The 15,708-nt window shown below is 73.4% G+C and carries 11 protein-coding genes; 6 read left to right on the top strand and 5 right to left on the bottom strand.

The window, feature by feature from the left end:
• Nucleotides 1-2: 2 nt before the first annotated feature.
• Nucleotides 3-821 carry an ABC transporter ATP-binding protein gene (locus ABZ939_RS20915; protein ID WP_361857025.1) on the bottom strand — a complete coding sequence of 273 codons (819 nt, stop codon included), beginning with the start codon at nt 819-821 and terminating at the stop codon, nt 3-5.
• A 180-nt stretch (nt 822-1,001) separates the two neighbouring features.
• Here ABZ939_RS20915 and ABZ939_RS20910 point away from each other — a divergent pair, with 180 nt between their 5' ends.
• On the top strand, nt 1,002-2,198 hold the full coding sequence (locus tag ABZ939_RS20910; RefSeq protein ID WP_361857022.1) for a helix-turn-helix domain-containing protein: 1,197 nt from the start codon (nt 1,002-1,004) through the stop codon (nt 2,196-2,198).
• A 394-nt stretch (nt 2,199-2,592) separates the two neighbouring features.
• On the opposite strand, the gene ABZ939_RS20905 is transcribed toward ABZ939_RS20910, so the two are convergent.
• Nucleotides 2,593-3,747, bottom strand: coding sequence for a glycerate kinase (locus tag ABZ939_RS20905; RefSeq protein ID WP_361857019.1), 1,155 nt, complete (start codon nt 3,745-3,747; stop codon nt 2,593-2,595).
• Between the two features lie 333 nt (nt 3,748-4,080).
• On the opposite strand from ABZ939_RS20905, the gene ABZ939_RS20900 reads away from it, so the two are divergent.
• From ABZ939_RS20900 to ABZ939_RS20890, 3 genes are all read left to right on the top strand, one after another.
• Entirely contained in the window at nt 4,081-5,154 is a 1,074-nt protein-coding gene (locus ABZ939_RS20900; RefSeq protein ID WP_361857016.1) for an ADP-ribosylglycohydrolase family protein, read from the top strand.
• Nucleotides 5,151-5,642: an NUDIX hydrolase gene (locus ABZ939_RS20895; protein ID WP_361857013.1), complete on the top strand. Its 492-nt coding sequence runs from the start codon at nt 5,151-5,153 to the stop codon at nt 5,640-5,642. The genes ABZ939_RS20900 and ABZ939_RS20895 overlap by 4 nt, the downstream gene beginning before the upstream one ends.
• Nucleotides 5,643-5,786: 144 nt before the next feature.
• The gene (locus ABZ939_RS20890) at nt 5,787-6,524 is read left to right on the top strand and encodes a Sir2 family NAD-dependent protein deacetylase (RefSeq protein ID WP_361857010.1); all 738 of its coding nucleotides are present in this window, start codon (nt 5,787-5,789) and stop codon (nt 6,522-6,524) included.
• Here the strand turns inward: ABZ939_RS20890 and ABZ939_RS20885 are convergent.
• Both ABZ939_RS20885 and ABZ939_RS20880 read right to left on the bottom strand, forming a co-directional pair.
• On the bottom strand, nt 6,521-7,018 hold the full coding sequence (locus ABZ939_RS20885) for a methylated-DNA--[protein]-cysteine S-methyltransferase (RefSeq protein ID WP_361857007.1): 498 nt from the start codon (nt 7,016-7,018) through the stop codon (nt 6,521-6,523). The genes ABZ939_RS20890 and ABZ939_RS20885 overlap by 4 nt on opposite strands.
• A gap of 14 nt (nt 7,019-7,032) precedes the next feature.
• Nucleotides 7,033-8,514, bottom strand: coding sequence for an AlkA N-terminal domain-containing protein (locus tag ABZ939_RS20880; RefSeq protein WP_361857004.1), 1,482 nt, complete (start codon nt 8,512-8,514; stop codon nt 7,033-7,035).
• Between the two features lie 196 nt (nt 8,515-8,710).
• Between ABZ939_RS20880 and ABZ939_RS20875 the strand changes: the two genes are divergently transcribed.
• Nucleotides 8,711-11,476, top strand: coding sequence for a SpoIIE family protein phosphatase (locus tag ABZ939_RS20875; protein WP_361857001.1), 2,766 nt, complete (start codon nt 8,711-8,713; stop codon nt 11,474-11,476).
• A 73-nt stretch (nt 11,477-11,549) separates the two neighbouring features.
• On the opposite strand, the gene ABZ939_RS20870 is transcribed toward ABZ939_RS20875, so the two are convergent.
• A complete protein-coding gene (locus tag ABZ939_RS20870; RefSeq protein ID WP_361856998.1) occupies nt 11,550-13,610 on the bottom strand; it encodes a SpoIIE family protein phosphatase in 2,061 nt (686 codons plus the stop codon).
• Nucleotides 13,611-13,774: 164 nt separating this feature from the next.
• On the opposite strand from ABZ939_RS20870, the gene ABZ939_RS20865 reads away from it, so the two are divergent.
• Complete coding sequence (locus ABZ939_RS20865) at nt 13,775-15,703, top strand: cellulase family glycosylhydrolase (protein WP_361856995.1); 1,929 nt, start codon at nt 13,775-13,777, stop codon at nt 15,701-15,703.
• The last annotated feature ends 5 nt before the right edge of the window (nt 15,704-15,708 follow it).

The following is a 15,708-nucleotide window of genomic DNA, read 5'->3' as shown; positions in this document are numbered from 1 at the left end:
GGTCATCGGGCCTCCTCCCAGCGGGACAGGACCGGGTGCGTGGTCGCGGCGCCCACCGCGTCGGCGGCGGCGTCCTCGTCCACGACGCCCAGATAGCGGCGGCGTACCTCGTCGGAGGCGGCGAGTTCGGCGGCCGGGCCGGAGAGGGTGACCTCGCCGACCTCCAGGACGTACGCCCGGGACGCGAGCCGCAGCGCGAGCGCCGCGTTCTGCTCGACGAGCAGCACGGCCGTGCCCTGGGCGTTGATCTCGCGGATCGTGTCGGCGATCCGGGCGGCCATCAGCGGCGCGAGGCCGAGCGAGGGCTCGTCCAGGAGCAGCAGTTTCGGCGAGGCCATCAGCGCGCGGCCGACGGCGAGCATCTGCTGTTCGCCGCCGGAGAGCAGCCCGGCGCGCTGGTGGGCGCGGTCGGCGAGGACGGGGAAGAGCTCATGGACCCGTTTCAGGGCCGCCGCCTTTCCGGCGCGGTCTCCCTGCGCGCCGAGCGCCCCGGCGCGCAGGTTGTCCTCGACCGTCATCCGGGCGAAGACCTGGCGGCCTTCCGGCACCTGGGAGACCCCCGCGGCCACGATCCGGTCGGGGGCGAGCCCGCCGATCGCCCGGCCGCCGAAGCTCACGGTGCCGGAGGTGACGGCTCCGCCGTGGAACGGCAGTGTGCGCGAGATGGCCCGCAGGAGCGTGGACTTGCCCGCGCCGTTGCCACCGAGGACGGTGACGACGCTGCCCTCCGGCACGGTGAGCGACACCTGCCGCAGGGCGCGTACCGGTCCGTATCCCGCCGACAGGTCCGCCACCTCGAGGGCGAGTGCGGTACCTCCCATGGTTCCCCTTCCGTGGCCCGTTCAGTGGCGCTCACCCCAGCACCGCGTACGGCCGTGCGTCCACGTGCGGCGGCCGAAACGCTGCCGGTGACCAGCGGGCGCGAGGGTGGGTTGTGCACGCGCACAACACCGCGTGTCAGGGGCCTGTGGGGATGGGCTCCGGGATGGCATCCTCCGGGCATGGGACGGCGCAGACCGCGGACCGGCGATGACTGGAAGCTGCTGGCAGAGGCGTGCATGGCGCTTCTGGAGCGGCTCCCGGAGCTGGTGGACGAGCATCTGAGGGACCTGCACGAGTACGAGCCGGCGTACGGCCGGATCGTGCCGTACGACCAGCACTGGCAGGAGGCCCATGAGGCGATGCGGATCGGGATCGAGATGATCTCGGCGCCCCGGGACTCGCCGCGGCGGGACCTGGAGCACGCGGACGAGATGGGGCGGCGGCGGGCCGAGCAGGGCATGCCGCTGGAGCTGGTGGTGCACGCGTACCGCCATGCCGGGCATCTGGTGTGGGACGCGCTGATCGAGGACGCGTCGGCGTTCCCGCCGAGAATGGCGGCGCTGACGCAGTCCGCGACGATGGTGTGGTCGGCGGTGGACGCGCAGGCGGACACGGCGTCGGAGGCGTACCGGGCGACGGAGCTGGAGCTGCGGCGCCGCACGGACGAGCAGCTCCAGGCGCTGCTGGACGCCCTGCTGCACGGGCAGCGCTCGCCGGAGGTGACCTCGCGGGCGGCGGCGGGTCTGGACCTGCCGGAGCACGGGCGGTACGCGGTGGTGGTGCTGCGCCACGACCGGCGGGAGGTGCCGGAGCCGTTCCACCGTCGGGTGCAGGGGGCCGGGGTGCGGTTCCTGTGGCGGATGGGGGCGGACTGCGAGTTCGGTGTGGTGTCGCTGGCCGAGGACACGGGTCTGGACGCGCTGTCGGAGCTCCTGGAGGGCCGGTGTCCGGGTCCCGGCGGGATCAGTCCGGTGGTGGTCGGCCTCTCCGAACTGGGCCGGGCGCGCCGTCTGGCGGAACTGGCCCTGCGCACCTGCCCGCCCGACTCCCACCAGATCGTCCGCCTGGACCGCCGGATGGGCGGCGCGCTGGTGGTCGGCCAGCCGGAGCTGGCCGGCCTGCTGGTCACGGACGTCCTGGGCGGACTCCTGGAACTGGACCCGGCGGACCGGGCGATCCTTCTGGAGACCCTGGACGTCTGGCTGGACTGCGAGGGGTCGGCGGGGCGGGCGGCGGGTCGTCTGTACTGCCACCGCAACACGGTCTTCAACCGCCTGCGACGTCTTGAGCAGCTCACATCGAGGTCGCTGTCCCGCCCGCGGGACCTGACGGAGATGACACTGGCCCTGGACGCGTTCCGCCTGACGGCGGGCTGAGCGGGGGATTTCCCCCCACCCCACCCCTTCCCGAAACCCTGCCGGGGCGGGTGGGGGGTGATGCATCGGGGGCAGCTTCGCGCCGCAGGCTGCTCCCCCAGGCCCGTTGCGGGCAGAAGTTCCGCAGGGACGGAACACCCGACGGACGGCGCGCCTCCGCGCGGCCGCACTGCTCCCCCCGTTGTGGGCATTCGTTCCGCTGGGGCGGAACGGGTGGGCACAACGGACGACGGCGCCCTTGCGGGCGCGTCCGCCCCAGGGGCCCGCGACCCCGAGGGCGGCACCTTCGCGCGCGGGGGCCCGGCCATCGGGCCGCGCCGGCCCGGGCAGCTTCACGCTCCCGTGGGCCCCGCCCCGGGGTACCGAGCGCCCGTGCCCCGCGCCCGCACGGGCGCTACGCCAGGAAGTCCCTCGCGATGTTCGCCGCCACCTGCTCCAGCAGCGGGCCCGCGTTCGCGATGCACTTCGCCGTGTCCGGTTCGAGGTCCGTGAGCGGGTAGGCGCGGCGGATGCCGGCCCTGCCGAGGGTCTCGGGAGCGAGCGCCAGGCGACCGCAGACCGCGACGACCTCCTTGCCCGCCGCCCGCGCCGCCGCGGCGACGCCCGCCGGGGCCTTGCCGTGCAGGGTCTGCTCGTCGAGCGAGCCCTCACCGGTGATGACCAGCGTGGCCCGCTCCAGCGCAGGGGCGAAGCCCAGGACGTCGAGCATCAGCTCGATGCCGGGACGGAAGCTCGCGTCCAGGCCGACGAGCGCCCCGTAGCCGATACCACCCGCCCCGCCCGCGCCCGGCGCGGCCGCGCACTCCGCGGCCTTGGGGCCGATGGCCTTCTCCAGGACGGTCACGAAGTGCGAGAGCGCCGCGTCCAGCGTCTCGACGTCCTCCGGCGTGGCCCCCTTCTGCGGGCCGTACACGGCCGGGGCGCCCTTGGGACCGGTCAGCGGGTTGTCGACGTCGCTGGCCAGGATCAGGTCGACCGAGGCGAAGCGGGGGTCGAGGCCGGACAGGTCGGCGGAGGCGAGCGACGCCAGCGGCGCGCCTCCCGGGCCCACCGGCTCACCCTGCGCGTCGAGGAAGACCGCGCCCAGCGCGGCCAGCATGCCCGCCCCGCCGTCCGTCGTCGCACTGCCGCCGACGCCGAAGACGATCGTCGTCGCGCCCGCGTCCAGCGCGGCCCGCAGCAGCTCGCCCGAGCCGTACGTCGTCGACGTGAGCGGCGCGAAGACGCCCGCCGGAAGCAGCTGCAGCCCGGAGGCCTCCGCCATCTCCACGACGGCCGTCGTGCCGCGCAGCGCGAACGCCGCCGTCACGGGGTCGCCGACCGGCCCGGTCACCCGTACCTCACGGCGTTCGAAACCGGCCGCCACCGCGGCGGCGACCGTACCGTCGCCGCCGTCCGCAACCGGCAGAGTCTCCACTTCCAGCTCCGGGACGACCCGTCGCAGACCTGCTGTGACCCGCTCCGCGACCTGTACGGCCGTGAGCGAGCCCTTGAACTTGTCGGCCGCGACGAGCACGCGTGCGACCTCAGTTACTGCTCCGTCCGTCACCTTGCATCCCTTGCTTTCGAACAGGCAGTCGCGCCGAGCCGACCCTATCTGCACCCCCAGACGGCGTGCCACCCCCCGATAAAGCGATATTCCGCACCATAGTGGGGCGATTAGAGCACCGTTCGATCGATCAAATACCTCCCGACCTGCTGGTCGTCGGCATCGGCGGGGCCTCCGTCGTCGCGATGGGTCCCGGGCGGCCCCGGGCAGGGATTCCTCCGAAGTGGCGCATCGAGACGTACAGCGAGACGTACGAGGACCGGCTGCGAGCTCCTCTCCGGTGTCCGAACGCGTCGGCGCGCGCCGGGCCGGTGGATTCGGTACACCGGACGTATGGCGCTCAAGCACGGTGAACTCGCCGACCGCATTCTCGGCGGCTGGACGGGACGGATCGCCGGGAACATGCTCGGCAAGCCCGTCGAGCGGGGCGATCACTGGACGCCCGAGCACATCGACCGCTACCTGCGGCTGACGGACGCGCTCCCGCTCACCGACTACCTGCCGCCGCCGCCCGCCGACGCCCTGTCCGAGGGGTTCGAGCTGCGGCCCGAGTGGCCGCAGTGCGTGCGCGGGCGGATCCACGGGAGCTGTCGGGACGACGACATCGACTACTCGATCCTCGGTCTGCACCTCCTGGAGACCCGCGGCTTCGCCTTCACCACGGAGCAGGTCGGCGAGCTCTGGCTGCTGCGCCTGCCCTACCTCCAGACGTTCACCGCCGAGCGGACGGCCTACCGCAACCTCGCCAACGGCCTCAAGCCGCCGCTCACCGCGACGTACGACAACCCCCACCAGGAGTGGATCGGCGCGCTGATCCGGGCGGACGTCTACGGCTGGACCTCGCCTGGCGACCCGCGCCGGGCCGCCTCCCTCGCCCGGCGCGACGCCGTGCTGTCCCACACGGGGAACGGGGTGTACGGCGCGATGTGGGCGGCCGCCCTGATCGCCGCCGCTTTCATGGCGCCCGACATGCGCACCGCCCTGGAGAGGGCGCTGGAGCGGATCCCGGCGAGCAGCCGCCTCGCGCGGACGGTGCGGCACACGATCGCCCTGTACGAGTCGGGGGTGGAGTGGTCCGACACCCTCGCCGAGCTCGCGCGGCAGACGGACGGCATGGGCTGGATCCACACCATTCCCAACGCGGCCGTGCTGACCGCCGGACTGCTGTACGGCGAAGGCGACTTCACCACCACGATCGCCCTGACCGTCCGCGGCGGCCTCGACACGGACTCGAACGGGGCGACGGCCGGCTCGGTGGCCGGGGTGCTGTGCGGGGCCGCGGCGATTCCGACGCAGTGGTCGGAGCCGCTGGAGGACCGGGTGCGCAGCGCGGTGTTCGGCTTCGACGGGGTACGGATCAGCGAGCTGGCCGATCGGACGCTGCGGCTGGCTACGCTGACGGGATGACGACGACCGACTACGCCACGTACATCGCCGGGCTGCCCCGTGTCCTCGCCGGCGCCGCCGCGCTCTTCCGGGACGCGGCGGGCCGCATCCTGATCGTCGAGCCGAACTACCGCGAGGGCTGGGCACTGCCCGGCGGCACGATCGAGTCCGACACGGGCGAGACGCCCCGGCAGGCGGCGCGCCGCGAGACGGCCGAGGAGATCGGCCTGGACCTGGAGCTGGGGGCGCTGCTCGCGGTCGACTGGGTGCACGGGGCGGCGCGTCCGCCGCTCGTGGCGTACGTGTACGACGGCGGGGTGCTGTCCGACGAGCGGTTCGCCGCGATCCGTCTCCAGGAGGAGGAGTTGCTCTCCTGGAAGCTGATCGACCCGGCCGAGGTGACCAGCCATCTGCCCGCCGAGCTCGGCCTGCGCGTCCTCTCGGCCCTCGACGCCCTCGAGAACGGCCGGGGCCCGGCGGAACTGGAGAACGGCCGCCCCGCCCGGTGAACCGCGGCGGCCGGGCGGTCGGCTGGTTGGGTCGGCTAGTTGGTCGGTCGACCCATCGGCTCGGCCCCGCCGGTGCTCGACGAGGACTCCCACGACGGGAATTCCGTTCGCGGAGGCCACGGGCGGAGTCCTACCCTCGGCCTCATGACCATGGTCGCGATTCTCAGCGGAGCCGGCATCTCCACGGACTCCGGCATTCCCGACTACCGGGGTCCGAACGGTGTGTGGACGCGCGATCCGGAGGCCGAGAAGCTCGCCACGTACGAGCACTACATGGCCGATCCGGACGTACGGCGCCGCGCCTGGCGTATGCGGCTCGACGGACCGGTGCTGCGCGCCGAGCCGAACGCGGCGCACCGGGCCATCGCGGCGTTCGAACGGGACGGGAACCCGCTCCGGGTCATCACGCAGAACATCGACGGTCTGCATCAGCTCGCCGGGGTGTCCGAGCGGAAGGTGCTGGAACTCCACGGCTCGGCACGGTCGGTGGTCTGCACCGGCTGCCATGCCCGTTCGTCGATGGCGGACGCCGTGGAGCGGGTGAGGGCCGGCGAGGACGATCCGAAGTGCCGGGCCTGCGGGGGCATCCTCAAGTCGGCCACCGTCATGTTCGGTCAGCGGCTCGACCCCGTCGTCCTTGCCGAGGCGATGGGGATCGCCAAGGCCACCGAGGTGTTCCTCGCGGTCGGTACGAGTCTCCAGGTGCAGCCCGCGGCCTCGCTGGCCGGGATCGCGGCCGAGCACGGGGCCCGGCTCATCATCGTGAATGCCGAGCCCACCCCGTACGACGCGCTCGCCGACGAGATCGTGCGCGAGCCGATCGGGACCTCGCTGCCCTCGCTCCTCCAACGGCTGCGCCGGGGCCCGAGCCCTGCGAGCTAGAAGAGGGAGTCCGGCTCCGCTCCCGACTCGAAGGCGAGCAGCCGCTGCTTGCGGCCGAGTCCGCCGCCGTAACCGGTGAGGGAGCCGCTCGCCCCGATGACACGGTGGCAGGGCACGACGATGCTGACCGGGTTCTTGCCGTTGGCGAGGCCGACCGCGCGTGAGGCACCGGGGCTGCCAAGTGCCTCAGCCAGCTCGCCGTACGTGCGCGTCTCGCCGTACGGGATGAGGCACAGCTGCTCCCACACCCGCAGCTGGAACGGGGTGCCGATCAGCTTCAACGGCAGCTCGAACGTGGTCAGTTCACCGGCGAAGTAGGCGTCGAGCTGGCGGATCGCCTCCCCGAAGGGGCGCGGGTCGGGCTCGCCGAAGGTCTCCTCCGGCGGGCGGTGACGCTGGCCGGTCATGTGGATGCGGCTGAGGACGCCGTCGACGGCGACCAGGGTCAGCGCGTCGTAGGGGCTGTCGATGACGGTGTGCTGGACGGTGGGCATGGCGCGGCGACTCCTCAGGCGGGGAGGTGGTTGATCGGGTGGCTGTCGGTGGCCCAGAGGTACTGGACGGCGTACGCCCGCCAGGGCCGCCACCGCGCGGCGCGGGCGGTCAGCGCGGCCGGTGTGGCGGGCAGGCCGAGGCCCTCGGCGGCGCGGCGGACGCCGAGGTCGCCGGGGAGGAAGGCGTCGGGGTCGCCGAGCGCCCGCATCGCGATGACCTCGGTGGTCCAGGGGCCGAAGCCGGGCAGGGCGAGGAGCTTGGCGCGTGCCTCGTCCCAGTCGTCGGCGGGGCCGAGGCTCAGGGAGCCGTCGGCGAGCGCCCCGACGAGGGTGAGGAGGGTGGTGCGGCGGCTGCGGGGCAGGGCGAGGGACTCGGGGTCGAGACCGGCGAGCGCCTCGGAGGTCGGGAAGAGGTGGGTAAGACCACCCTCGGGGTCCTCCACGGGCACACCGTGCGCGGTGACGAGCCGGGCCGCGTGCGTGCGGGCGGCGGCCGTGGAGACCTGCTGGCCGAGCACGGCCCGTACGGCGAACTCGGCGGCGTCCACGGTCCTCGGCACCCGCCGTCCCGGTGCCTGATCGACCAGCGGGGCGAGCAGCGGATCCGTCCGCAGCTGCTCGTCGACGGCGACCGGGTCCGCGTCGAGGTCGAGCATCCAGCGGCAGCGGCTGATGGCGAGGGTGAGATCGCGCGGGTCGGTGAGGGAGAGCCGGCAGGCGATGTGGTCGGGCCGGGGGGTGAGGGCGACGATGCCGTGGCCGTGGGTCAGCGTCAGCGTCCGGCGGTACGCCCCGTCCCGCCACTCCTCCACGCCGGGAACGGCGGTGGCGGCGAGATGGCCGAAGAGGTTGGAGGGGTTCAGGGGTGCGCGGTACGGCAGCCGCAGCGCGATCACGCCCGGGGTGCGGGGGGCGTTCGCGGCGGCCGAGGACCGTGCGGCGCGGGCGCGCAGCTCGCCGGGCGCGAGGGCGAAGACCTCGCGGACGGTGTCGTTGAAGGTGCGGATCGAGGAGAAGCCGGCCGCGAAGGCGATCTCGGCCATGGGCATCGGGGTCGTCTCGATGAGCAGCCGGGCGGTCTGGGCACGCTGGGCGCGGGCCAGGGCGAGCGGTCCGGCGCCGAGTTCGGCGAGGAGTTGGCGTTCGATCTGGCGGGTGGACCAGCCGAGCCGGGCCGCGAGCCCCGGTACGCCCTCGCGGTCGACGACACCGTCCTGGATGAGCCGCATGGCCCGGGCGACGGCGTCGGCGCGGACGTTCCATTCGGGTGAACCGGGGCTGGTGTCCGGGCGACAGCGCTTGCAGGCCCGGAATCCGGCGCGCTGACAGGAGGCTGCGCTGGGGTGGAACACCATGTTCTCGGCCTTGGGCGGCACGACCGGGCAGCTGGGGCGGCAGTAGATACGGGTGGTCAGGACGGCGGTGAAGAACACGCCGTCGAACCGGGCATCCTTCGACTGGACGGCCCGTACGCAGCGCTCGGTGTCGGTGTGCATGACTCCATGGTCGGGGACCGGAGCGGCCTGCCGCTGGCGAGAAAACGACATGGACCTTCCGGGGCGCCGCGCGACACGACTGTGCCGCTCCGCCTCGATATCCCGACGCGGCAGGAGCAGCATGGAAGGGGAACCGAGGAAGTGGACGGGTGACAGCCGAATCCGTGACGACAGCCGAACCTCCGAGAAGCACCCCATGAGCGGACGTCTTGGCCGCCGACCCAAGGGGCTGGGGCTGCGCAGCGTCGCCGGGCAGGTCTTCGCCCTGCAGGCGGTCATCGTCGCGCTCCTGGTGACCGTGGGAGCGCTGGCCCTGATCTTCCAGGCCCGGTACGACACCGAGCGCGACGCGCGCAACCGTTCGCTCGCCGCGGCGGAGTCCTTCGCGCATGCGCCCGGCCTCGTCGACGCCTTGAGGGCGCCCGACCCCACCGCCCTGCTCCAGGCGCGCGCCGAGGCCGCCCGGCAGGCCTCGGGGCTCGACTTCCTCGCCGTGATGACCCCCGACGGGATCCGCTACACGGACTCCCGGCCGGAGCTGATCGGGCAGCGCGCCACCGGCGACATCGCACGGGCCCGGGGCGGCGAGTCGTTCACGGAGATCTTCACCGGTGAGCCGACGGACGCGGTCCGTGCCATCGTCCCGGTGCAGACCGAGGAGGGGGACGTCGTCGGCCTGGTCGGTACCGGCATCGAGATCCAGAACGTCGGCAACGTGGTGGAGGACCAGTTGCCACTGCTCCTCGGCACCGCCGCGGGCGCCCTGCTGCTCGCCGTGGGTGGCGCCGCGCTGGTGAGCCGGCGGCTGCGCCGGCAGACCCACGGCCTGGGCCCGCTCGAGATGACCCGGATCAACGAGCACCACGAGGCGGTCCTGCACGCCGTGCGCGAGGGTGTGCTCATCATCGACGCGGACCGTCGGCTGCTGCTCGCCAACGACGAGGCGCGGCGCCTGCTGGACCTGGCGCCCGACGCCGAGCAGCGGCATGTCACCGAGCTGGGCCTCGCCCCCCAGACCGCCGCGCTGCTCTCCTCCGGGCGGGTCGTGACCGACGAGGTGCATCTGGCGGGCGACCGGCTGCTCGCCGTGAACGTGCGGCCCACGGCTCCGTACAAGGGCCGGCCCACCGGGACCGTGATGACGCTGCGGGACTCGACCGAACTCGCCTCGCTCTCCGGCCGGGCCGAGGTGGCCAGGGGCCGGCTCCAGCTGCTGTACGAGGCCGGGGTGCGGATCGGCACCACGCTGGACGTCGTACGGACCGCCGAGGAGCTGACGGAGGTGGCCGTCCCGCGGTTCGCGGACTTCGTCACCGTGGAGCTGCTTCAGCCGGTACTGCGCGGCGAGGAGCCGACGGGATCGTTCACTGAGATGCGTCGCACGGCGCTGAGCGGCCTCCGGGCCGAGCATCCGTTCCAGCCGGTGGGCGACGTCATCCGGTTCGTCGTTCCGACCACGCCGATGGCGAGGGCGCTCGACAGCGGTCACGCGGTGCTGGTGGCGGATCTGACGACGGCCGACGGCTGGCAGGCCCAGGACCCCGAGGGGGCGGCGGCCTCCCTCGCGTACGGGCTGCACTCACTCGTGGCCGTGCCGCTGCTCGCCCGGGGTGTCGTCCTGGGGATGGCCAACTTCTGGCGGGCCGACACCCCCGACGCCTTCGGGGAGGAGGACCTGACGTTCGCGGAGGAGCTGACCGCGCGCGCCGCGGTCTCCATCGACAACGCCCGCCGGTTCACCCGCGAGCACGCCATGGCCGTGACGCTCCAGCGCAGTCTGCTCCCCCGTACCCTGCCCGAGCTGTCGGCGGTCGACGTGGCCTTCCGCTACCTGCCAGCGAAGGCGGGCGTCGGCGGTGACTGGTTCGACGTGATCCCGCTGCCGGGCGCCCGGGTGGCGCTGGTCGTCGGCGATGTCGTCGGGCACGGTCTGCACGCCGCGGCGACGATGGGCCGACTGCGTACGGCGGTGCACAACTTCTCCACCCTGGACCTGCCGCCCGACGAGCTCCTGGGCCACCTCGACGAGCTGATCGACCGGATCGACCGGCCCGACACCGGTGACGGGAGGGGCGGCATCGAGGACGGTCCCGGCGACGACGAGGAGGAGGGCGAGGGCACCGACCGGATGACCGGCGCGACCTGTCTGTACGTGGTCTACGACCCCGCGAGCGGGCGCTGCACCATCGCCCGGGCCGGGCATCCCGGGCCCGCGGTCGTGCACCCCGACGGCCGGGTGGAGTTCCCGGACGTGCCGGCCGGGCTGCCGCTGGGTGTGGGCGGGATGCCGTTCGAGGCCACCGAGCTGCAGCTGCCGGAAGGGAGCCGGCTGGCGCTGTTCACGGACGGGCTCCTGGAGGACCGCGACCGGGACTTCGACACGGGTCTCGGGCTGCTGCGCGAGGCGCTGGCGACCACCGGTCGCAGCCCGGAGCAGGCCTGCGCGGACGTCCTGACCGCGCTGCTCCTGCCGGCGCCGGACGACGACATCGCCCTGCTGGTCGCCGACACCCGGCGGCTGGAGTCCGACCGGATCGCGGAGTGGGACGTGCCCGCCGATCCGGCCGAGGTCTCCCGGGTCCGCAACGCGGGGGCCGCGCAGCTCGCCGCGTGGGAGCTGGACGGCATCGCGTTCACCGCCGAGCTCATCCTCAGCGAGCTCATCACCAACGCCATCCGGTACGGCGCCGAGCCCATCCGGGTCCGGCTGCTCCGCGACCGCCGGCTGATCTGCGAGATCTTCGACGGCAGCAGCACCGCGCCGCATCTGCGCTATGCGGCCACCACCGACGAGGGCGGCCGCGGCCTGTTCCTCGTCGCCCAGTTCGCCGAGCGCTGGGGCACCCGCTACACCGAGCGCGGCAAGGTCATCTGGGCCGAACTTCCCCTGACCACGGGCGACTCGGAGCTGCCGGGGCTGGCAGTGGCGGACCTGGACGCGCTGGAGGACCTGGCCTGGTGAGCCGCGGGGACCTGGCGCGGCAGGCTGGGAGGACGCGCCCGGAGAGCCGGGGAGGACCTGGCCTGGTGAGCCGTCACCTCAGCGAGGTGCGGGCCAGCAGGACGGCCACGTCGTCCGGCGGCGCGCAGGGCAGCAGGTGTTCGAGGATGTCGTCGCAGAGCTGGCTGAGCGGCCGTTCGAGGTGCAGCAGCACCTGGGCGAGCTGGTCCATGCCCTCGTCGAGGTCCCGGTCCCTGGCCTCGATGAGCCCGTCGGTGTACAGCACCAGCAGGCTGCCCGGGGGCAGCCGCAGCTCCTCGGTCCGGAAGTCCTGACCACCGGTGCCGAGCGGGGTGCCGGGCGGGCCCTCCAGGAAGGTGATGGCGCCGTCCGCCGTGGCCACGGCCGGTGGCGGGTGCCCGGCCCGGGCGATGACGACACCGCCGGTGGCCGGGTCGTGGACGGCGTAGACACAGGTCGCCATCTCGTCCTCGCCCAGGTCGGCGACGACGGCGTCGAGGGAGCGGAGCAGTTGGGCGGGCGGCACACCGTGCCGGGCGAGGGTCCGTACGGCCGTACGGAGCTGGCCCATCACGGCCGCCGCGTGGATGCCGTGGCCCATGACGTCACCGATCACGAGACCCGTCCGGCCCTCGGGCAGGGCGATGACGTCGAACCAGTCGCCGCCCACGTCGTGGTCGCTCGCGGGAAGGTAGCGGCCGGTGAGTTCGAGGCCGTCGACCTTGGGCAGGGCGCTGTTGGTGAGGCTGCGCTGCAGCGTGAGGGCGGCCTCGCGCTGGGTGGTGTACATGCGGGCATTGTCGATGTTCAGGGCCGCGCGGGCGACCAGTTCGTCGATGAGCACGCAGTCCTGCTCGTCGAAGGGTTCGCGCTCGCGGAGTCGGGTCACGGTGACGGCGCCGAGGACCTTGCCGCGGGCGACGAGCGGCACGAGGCGCGCGGAGCCGATGCTGGACGCGAGGTAGGCCCGCAGCGGTTCGGTGCGGGGGTCGGGGAAGAGCGCCGGGATGTCGGAGTGGTAGAGGTTCATCGGCCGGGCGTCGGTGATGACCTGCTCGTACACGGTGCCGAGCGGGATCTGGAAGGTCTGTCCCGGGGTGAGCAGGGCGGTGGGGGCGGTCGGGTCGGGGAAGACGGCCGCGAGACGGCGCAGCAGGCCCTGGGTCGAGGCGCCCGCCTCGTCCGGTTCGAGGACTGATTCGAGCATCTGCACGTCGGCCGAGTCGGCGAGCTGCGGCACGAGGACCTGGACGACCTCCTCGGCGGTCTGGTGCAGGTCGAGGGTGGTGCCGATCCTGGTGCCCGCCTCCGAGAGCAGCGCGAAGCGGGACCGGGCCCGTTCGGCCTCGACGAGCGCCCGCTGGCCCTCGGTGATGTCGATGAGGGAGGCGATCAGACCGAGGCGCCGGCCCGAGCCGTCGAGCAGCGGGGCGTACGAGCAGGACCAGGTCCGGTCGTGGTCGGGGTCGGCGGGGGTCCGGCCGGTGCGGCGCACGTCGACGACGGCCTCGCCGCGTTCGAGGACCTGCCTCATGGTGGCCTCGAGGGCCGTGGCGTTGACACCGGGCACCACCTCGGTGAGCCGCCTGCCCAGGTGTTCGGCGGCGGAGACCCCGTTCATCCGCGCGAGGGCGTCGTTGACCCGCAGGAACCGCAGGTCGGGGCCGAGGGTGGCGAGTCCGATGGGCGACTGGGTGAAGAGGCTCTGGAGGGCGGCGAGGGAGTCCCGCATCCGCAGGACCTCGGAGGTCTCCACGGCGATGAGCATCGCGCCCGGCCGTCCCTGGGGGTCGACCTCGGGGACGATCCACATCTCCATCGTGATCTGGTGACCGTCGCGGTGCCGTACGGGCAGGGTGCCGACGACGGTCTCGCCCGCCTGGACGCGGCGGGTCAGCTGATCGGCGAGTTCCCGGTTGCTGTCGGGGACCAGAACGGGTGTGGCGGGGCGGCCGAGGAGATCCTCGGGACGGTGGCCGAGCAGGTCCTGGGCGGCCAGCGACCACTCCACGACGCACCCGTCCGCGTCCTCCCTCCACAGGGCGATCGGCAGGAGTTCGCGCAGTACACCCGCGTATCCGATGGCCGCCGGTGGCCTTTCCGGCGACTCGCTCGGCGACTGAAAAGTGTCCAACGCTTCGACCTAACCCCGGGGGGTGTCTTCCTTCTCAATCACCCTATCCGAGCCGTCGGAACGGGGCGCTGTGGCACCACTCCGTACGGTGTGGGTTCCCCTCGTACCGACCCGCCGGTAACTTGGCGCCTCGCCCACTCCCCCACCGTCCTGGCAGGTACGAGATGCAGAGCTTGTTACGTGTGGTCCGAGGCGTCCTTCTGGTGGGGGCGCTGCTGCTGCCGGCCCTGCCGGGCGCCGCCGCTCAGGCCGCTCCGCTTCCCGGGGCACCCGTGGCGGCGGCCACCCCCGACTGGACCCCGCCGCTGTCCACCCGCGGGCGGTACGTGGTCGACGCCGACGGCAAGCGGTTCCGGCTGCGCTCCGGCAACTGGGACGGCGCCCAGGGTTCCTGGAACGGCTCGGGCGACATCGCGGACCCGGCCAACCACCATGCCGGGCAGCCCTCGCACGGGATCCCCATCGGCCTGGACCGCACCCCGCTGCCCACGCTCCTCGCCGACTTCCACGCCCTCGGCCTGAACAGCATCCGGCTGCCCTTCTCCAACGAGATGCTGCGAGACACACGCCCCGTGCCCGACACGGCGGTCGCGGCCAATCCCGCCCTGCGTGGCAGGACCCCGCTGCAGGTCTTCGATGCCGTCGTCGCCGCGCTCACCGCGGACGGGTTCGCCGTCATCCTCAACAACCACACGGTGACCACCCGTTGGTGCTGTGGCGTGGACGGCAACGAACGCTGGAACAGCAGCGGGCAGTCCACCGCCCAGTGGGCCGACGACTGGGTGTTCATGGCGAAGCGCTACCGCGCCGACCCGCGCGTGGTCGGCGCCGATCTGTACAACGAGGTCCGCCGGGACATCTGGGACGACCCCAACTGGGGGCTCGGCGACAACCACGACTGGCACGCCGCCGCGCAGGAGGCCGGGGACCGCATCCTCGCCGAGGCCAACCCGCACCTGCTCATCGTCGTCGAGGGCATCAACTGGACGGGCATTCCCGTGGACGGCTTCGCGCACGGCCGCCCCGCCCTCGCCCCGGTCCGTACCCTCTCGCACACCTTGGTGGTGTCGAACAAGCTCGTCTACTCCGCCCACTTCTACGGCTACACCGGTCCGCACCACAGTGGCGCCACCGGCATCGGCGAGACCAGCGACCTCCGCTACCAGGACCTCACCCGCGAGCAGCTCCGCCAGGTCGTCCACGACCAGGCACTCTACGTCTCCGCCGAGACCGGCCGGCATTTCACCGCCCCTGTCTGGATCAGCGAGTTCGGCATCGGCGCCGATGAGCGGAACGACCGTCCACGCGCCTGGTTCGGCCATCTCACCGAGCTCCTCGAGGACGCCGACGCGGACTACGCGTACTGGCCGCTGGTCGGCTGGAGCGCCGGCGACGGCGGCAGCGGCGGGGACAGCTGGGCGCTGCTGCGGTACGACTCCGAGGGGCACAGGACCGGGGTCCTCGACGCGGGCGACTGGCGCGCCCCTGCCTGGACGGGGCTGACCGACGCGCCCGGCCGCACCGGGGCCGTGCCCGCCACCCCCGCCTGGTACCAGCTGACGACGGACCACCGCGACCACAACGCTTCGCTGCGCGTCCGGGCCGGCGGGGACTGGGACAGCGGGGCACGCAAGGCCGTGTGCCCCGACGGCGCCCGGCTGGCCGGGCTCAGCCACACCGGCGGCCGCGGCCTGTGCGCGAGTTCGGCCCTGCGGGCCGGCACCGGCGGGCACACGGTCGTCCGCGACGAGTCGCACGTCCCGGCGGGCGGCGACTGGTCCGGCGGCTACACCAAGTTCCAGTGCCCGGCGGGGCAGTTCCTCATCGGCTACAGCCTGCGCGGGCAGCAGGTCTCTGCCGCGCTGTGCGCTCCGGCCCGTACCGCGCTCGCGACGGGCGGAGGCCGGACGGTCTGGTTCGACCGAGGTGACAACCGCCCTGCGGGAGGCCCCGGGGGTGAGTACGCGCAGGGCCATTACAAGGGCCAGTGCCTGCCCACCGAGTACGCGGCCGGCATCGCCTTCACCACCCGGTTCGGCGCCCGTCCCTCCCCGGCCGCCCTGCTGTGCCGCCCGGCGCCCCCGGAGGCGTAGGGGCG

The organism is Streptomyces sp. NPDC046712, assembly GCF_040645695.1.
Lineage (GTDB): Bacteria > Actinomycetota > Actinomycetes > Streptomycetales > Streptomycetaceae > Streptomyces.
The sequence above is the reverse complement of the archived record's forward strand: the minus strand, read 5'-3'. Positions and strand labels throughout refer to the sequence as shown.

Coding starts and splice junctions, on each gene's coding strand:
- ABZ939_RS20915 (WP_361857025.1), bottom strand. CDS start 821: ATGGGAGGTACCGCACTCGCCCTCGAGGTGGCGGACCTGTCGGCGGGA.
- ABZ939_RS20865 (WP_361856995.1), top strand. CDS start 13,775: ATGCAGAGCTTGTTACGTGTGGTCCGAGGCGTCCTTCTGGTGGGGGCG.
- ABZ939_RS20885 (WP_361857007.1), bottom strand. CDS start 7,018: ATGCCCACCGTCCAGCACACCGTCATCGACAGCCCCTACGACGCGCTG.
- ABZ939_RS20910 (WP_361857022.1), top strand. CDS start 1,002: ATGGGACGGCGCAGACCGCGGACCGGCGATGACTGGAAGCTGCTGGCA.
- ABZ939_RS20895 (WP_361857013.1), top strand. CDS start 5,151: ATGACGACGACCGACTACGCCACGTACATCGCCGGGCTGCCCCGTGTC.
- ABZ939_RS20875 (WP_361857001.1), top strand. CDS start 8,711: ATGAGCGGACGTCTTGGCCGCCGACCCAAGGGGCTGGGGCTGCGCAGC.
- ABZ939_RS20900 (WP_361857016.1), top strand. CDS start 4,081: ATGGCGCTCAAGCACGGTGAACTCGCCGACCGCATTCTCGGCGGCTGG.
- ABZ939_RS20890 (WP_361857010.1), top strand. CDS start 5,787: ATGACCATGGTCGCGATTCTCAGCGGAGCCGGCATCTCCACGGACTCC.
- ABZ939_RS20880 (WP_361857004.1), bottom strand. CDS start 8,514: ATGCACACCGACACCGAGCGCTGCGTACGGGCCGTCCAGTCGAAGGAT.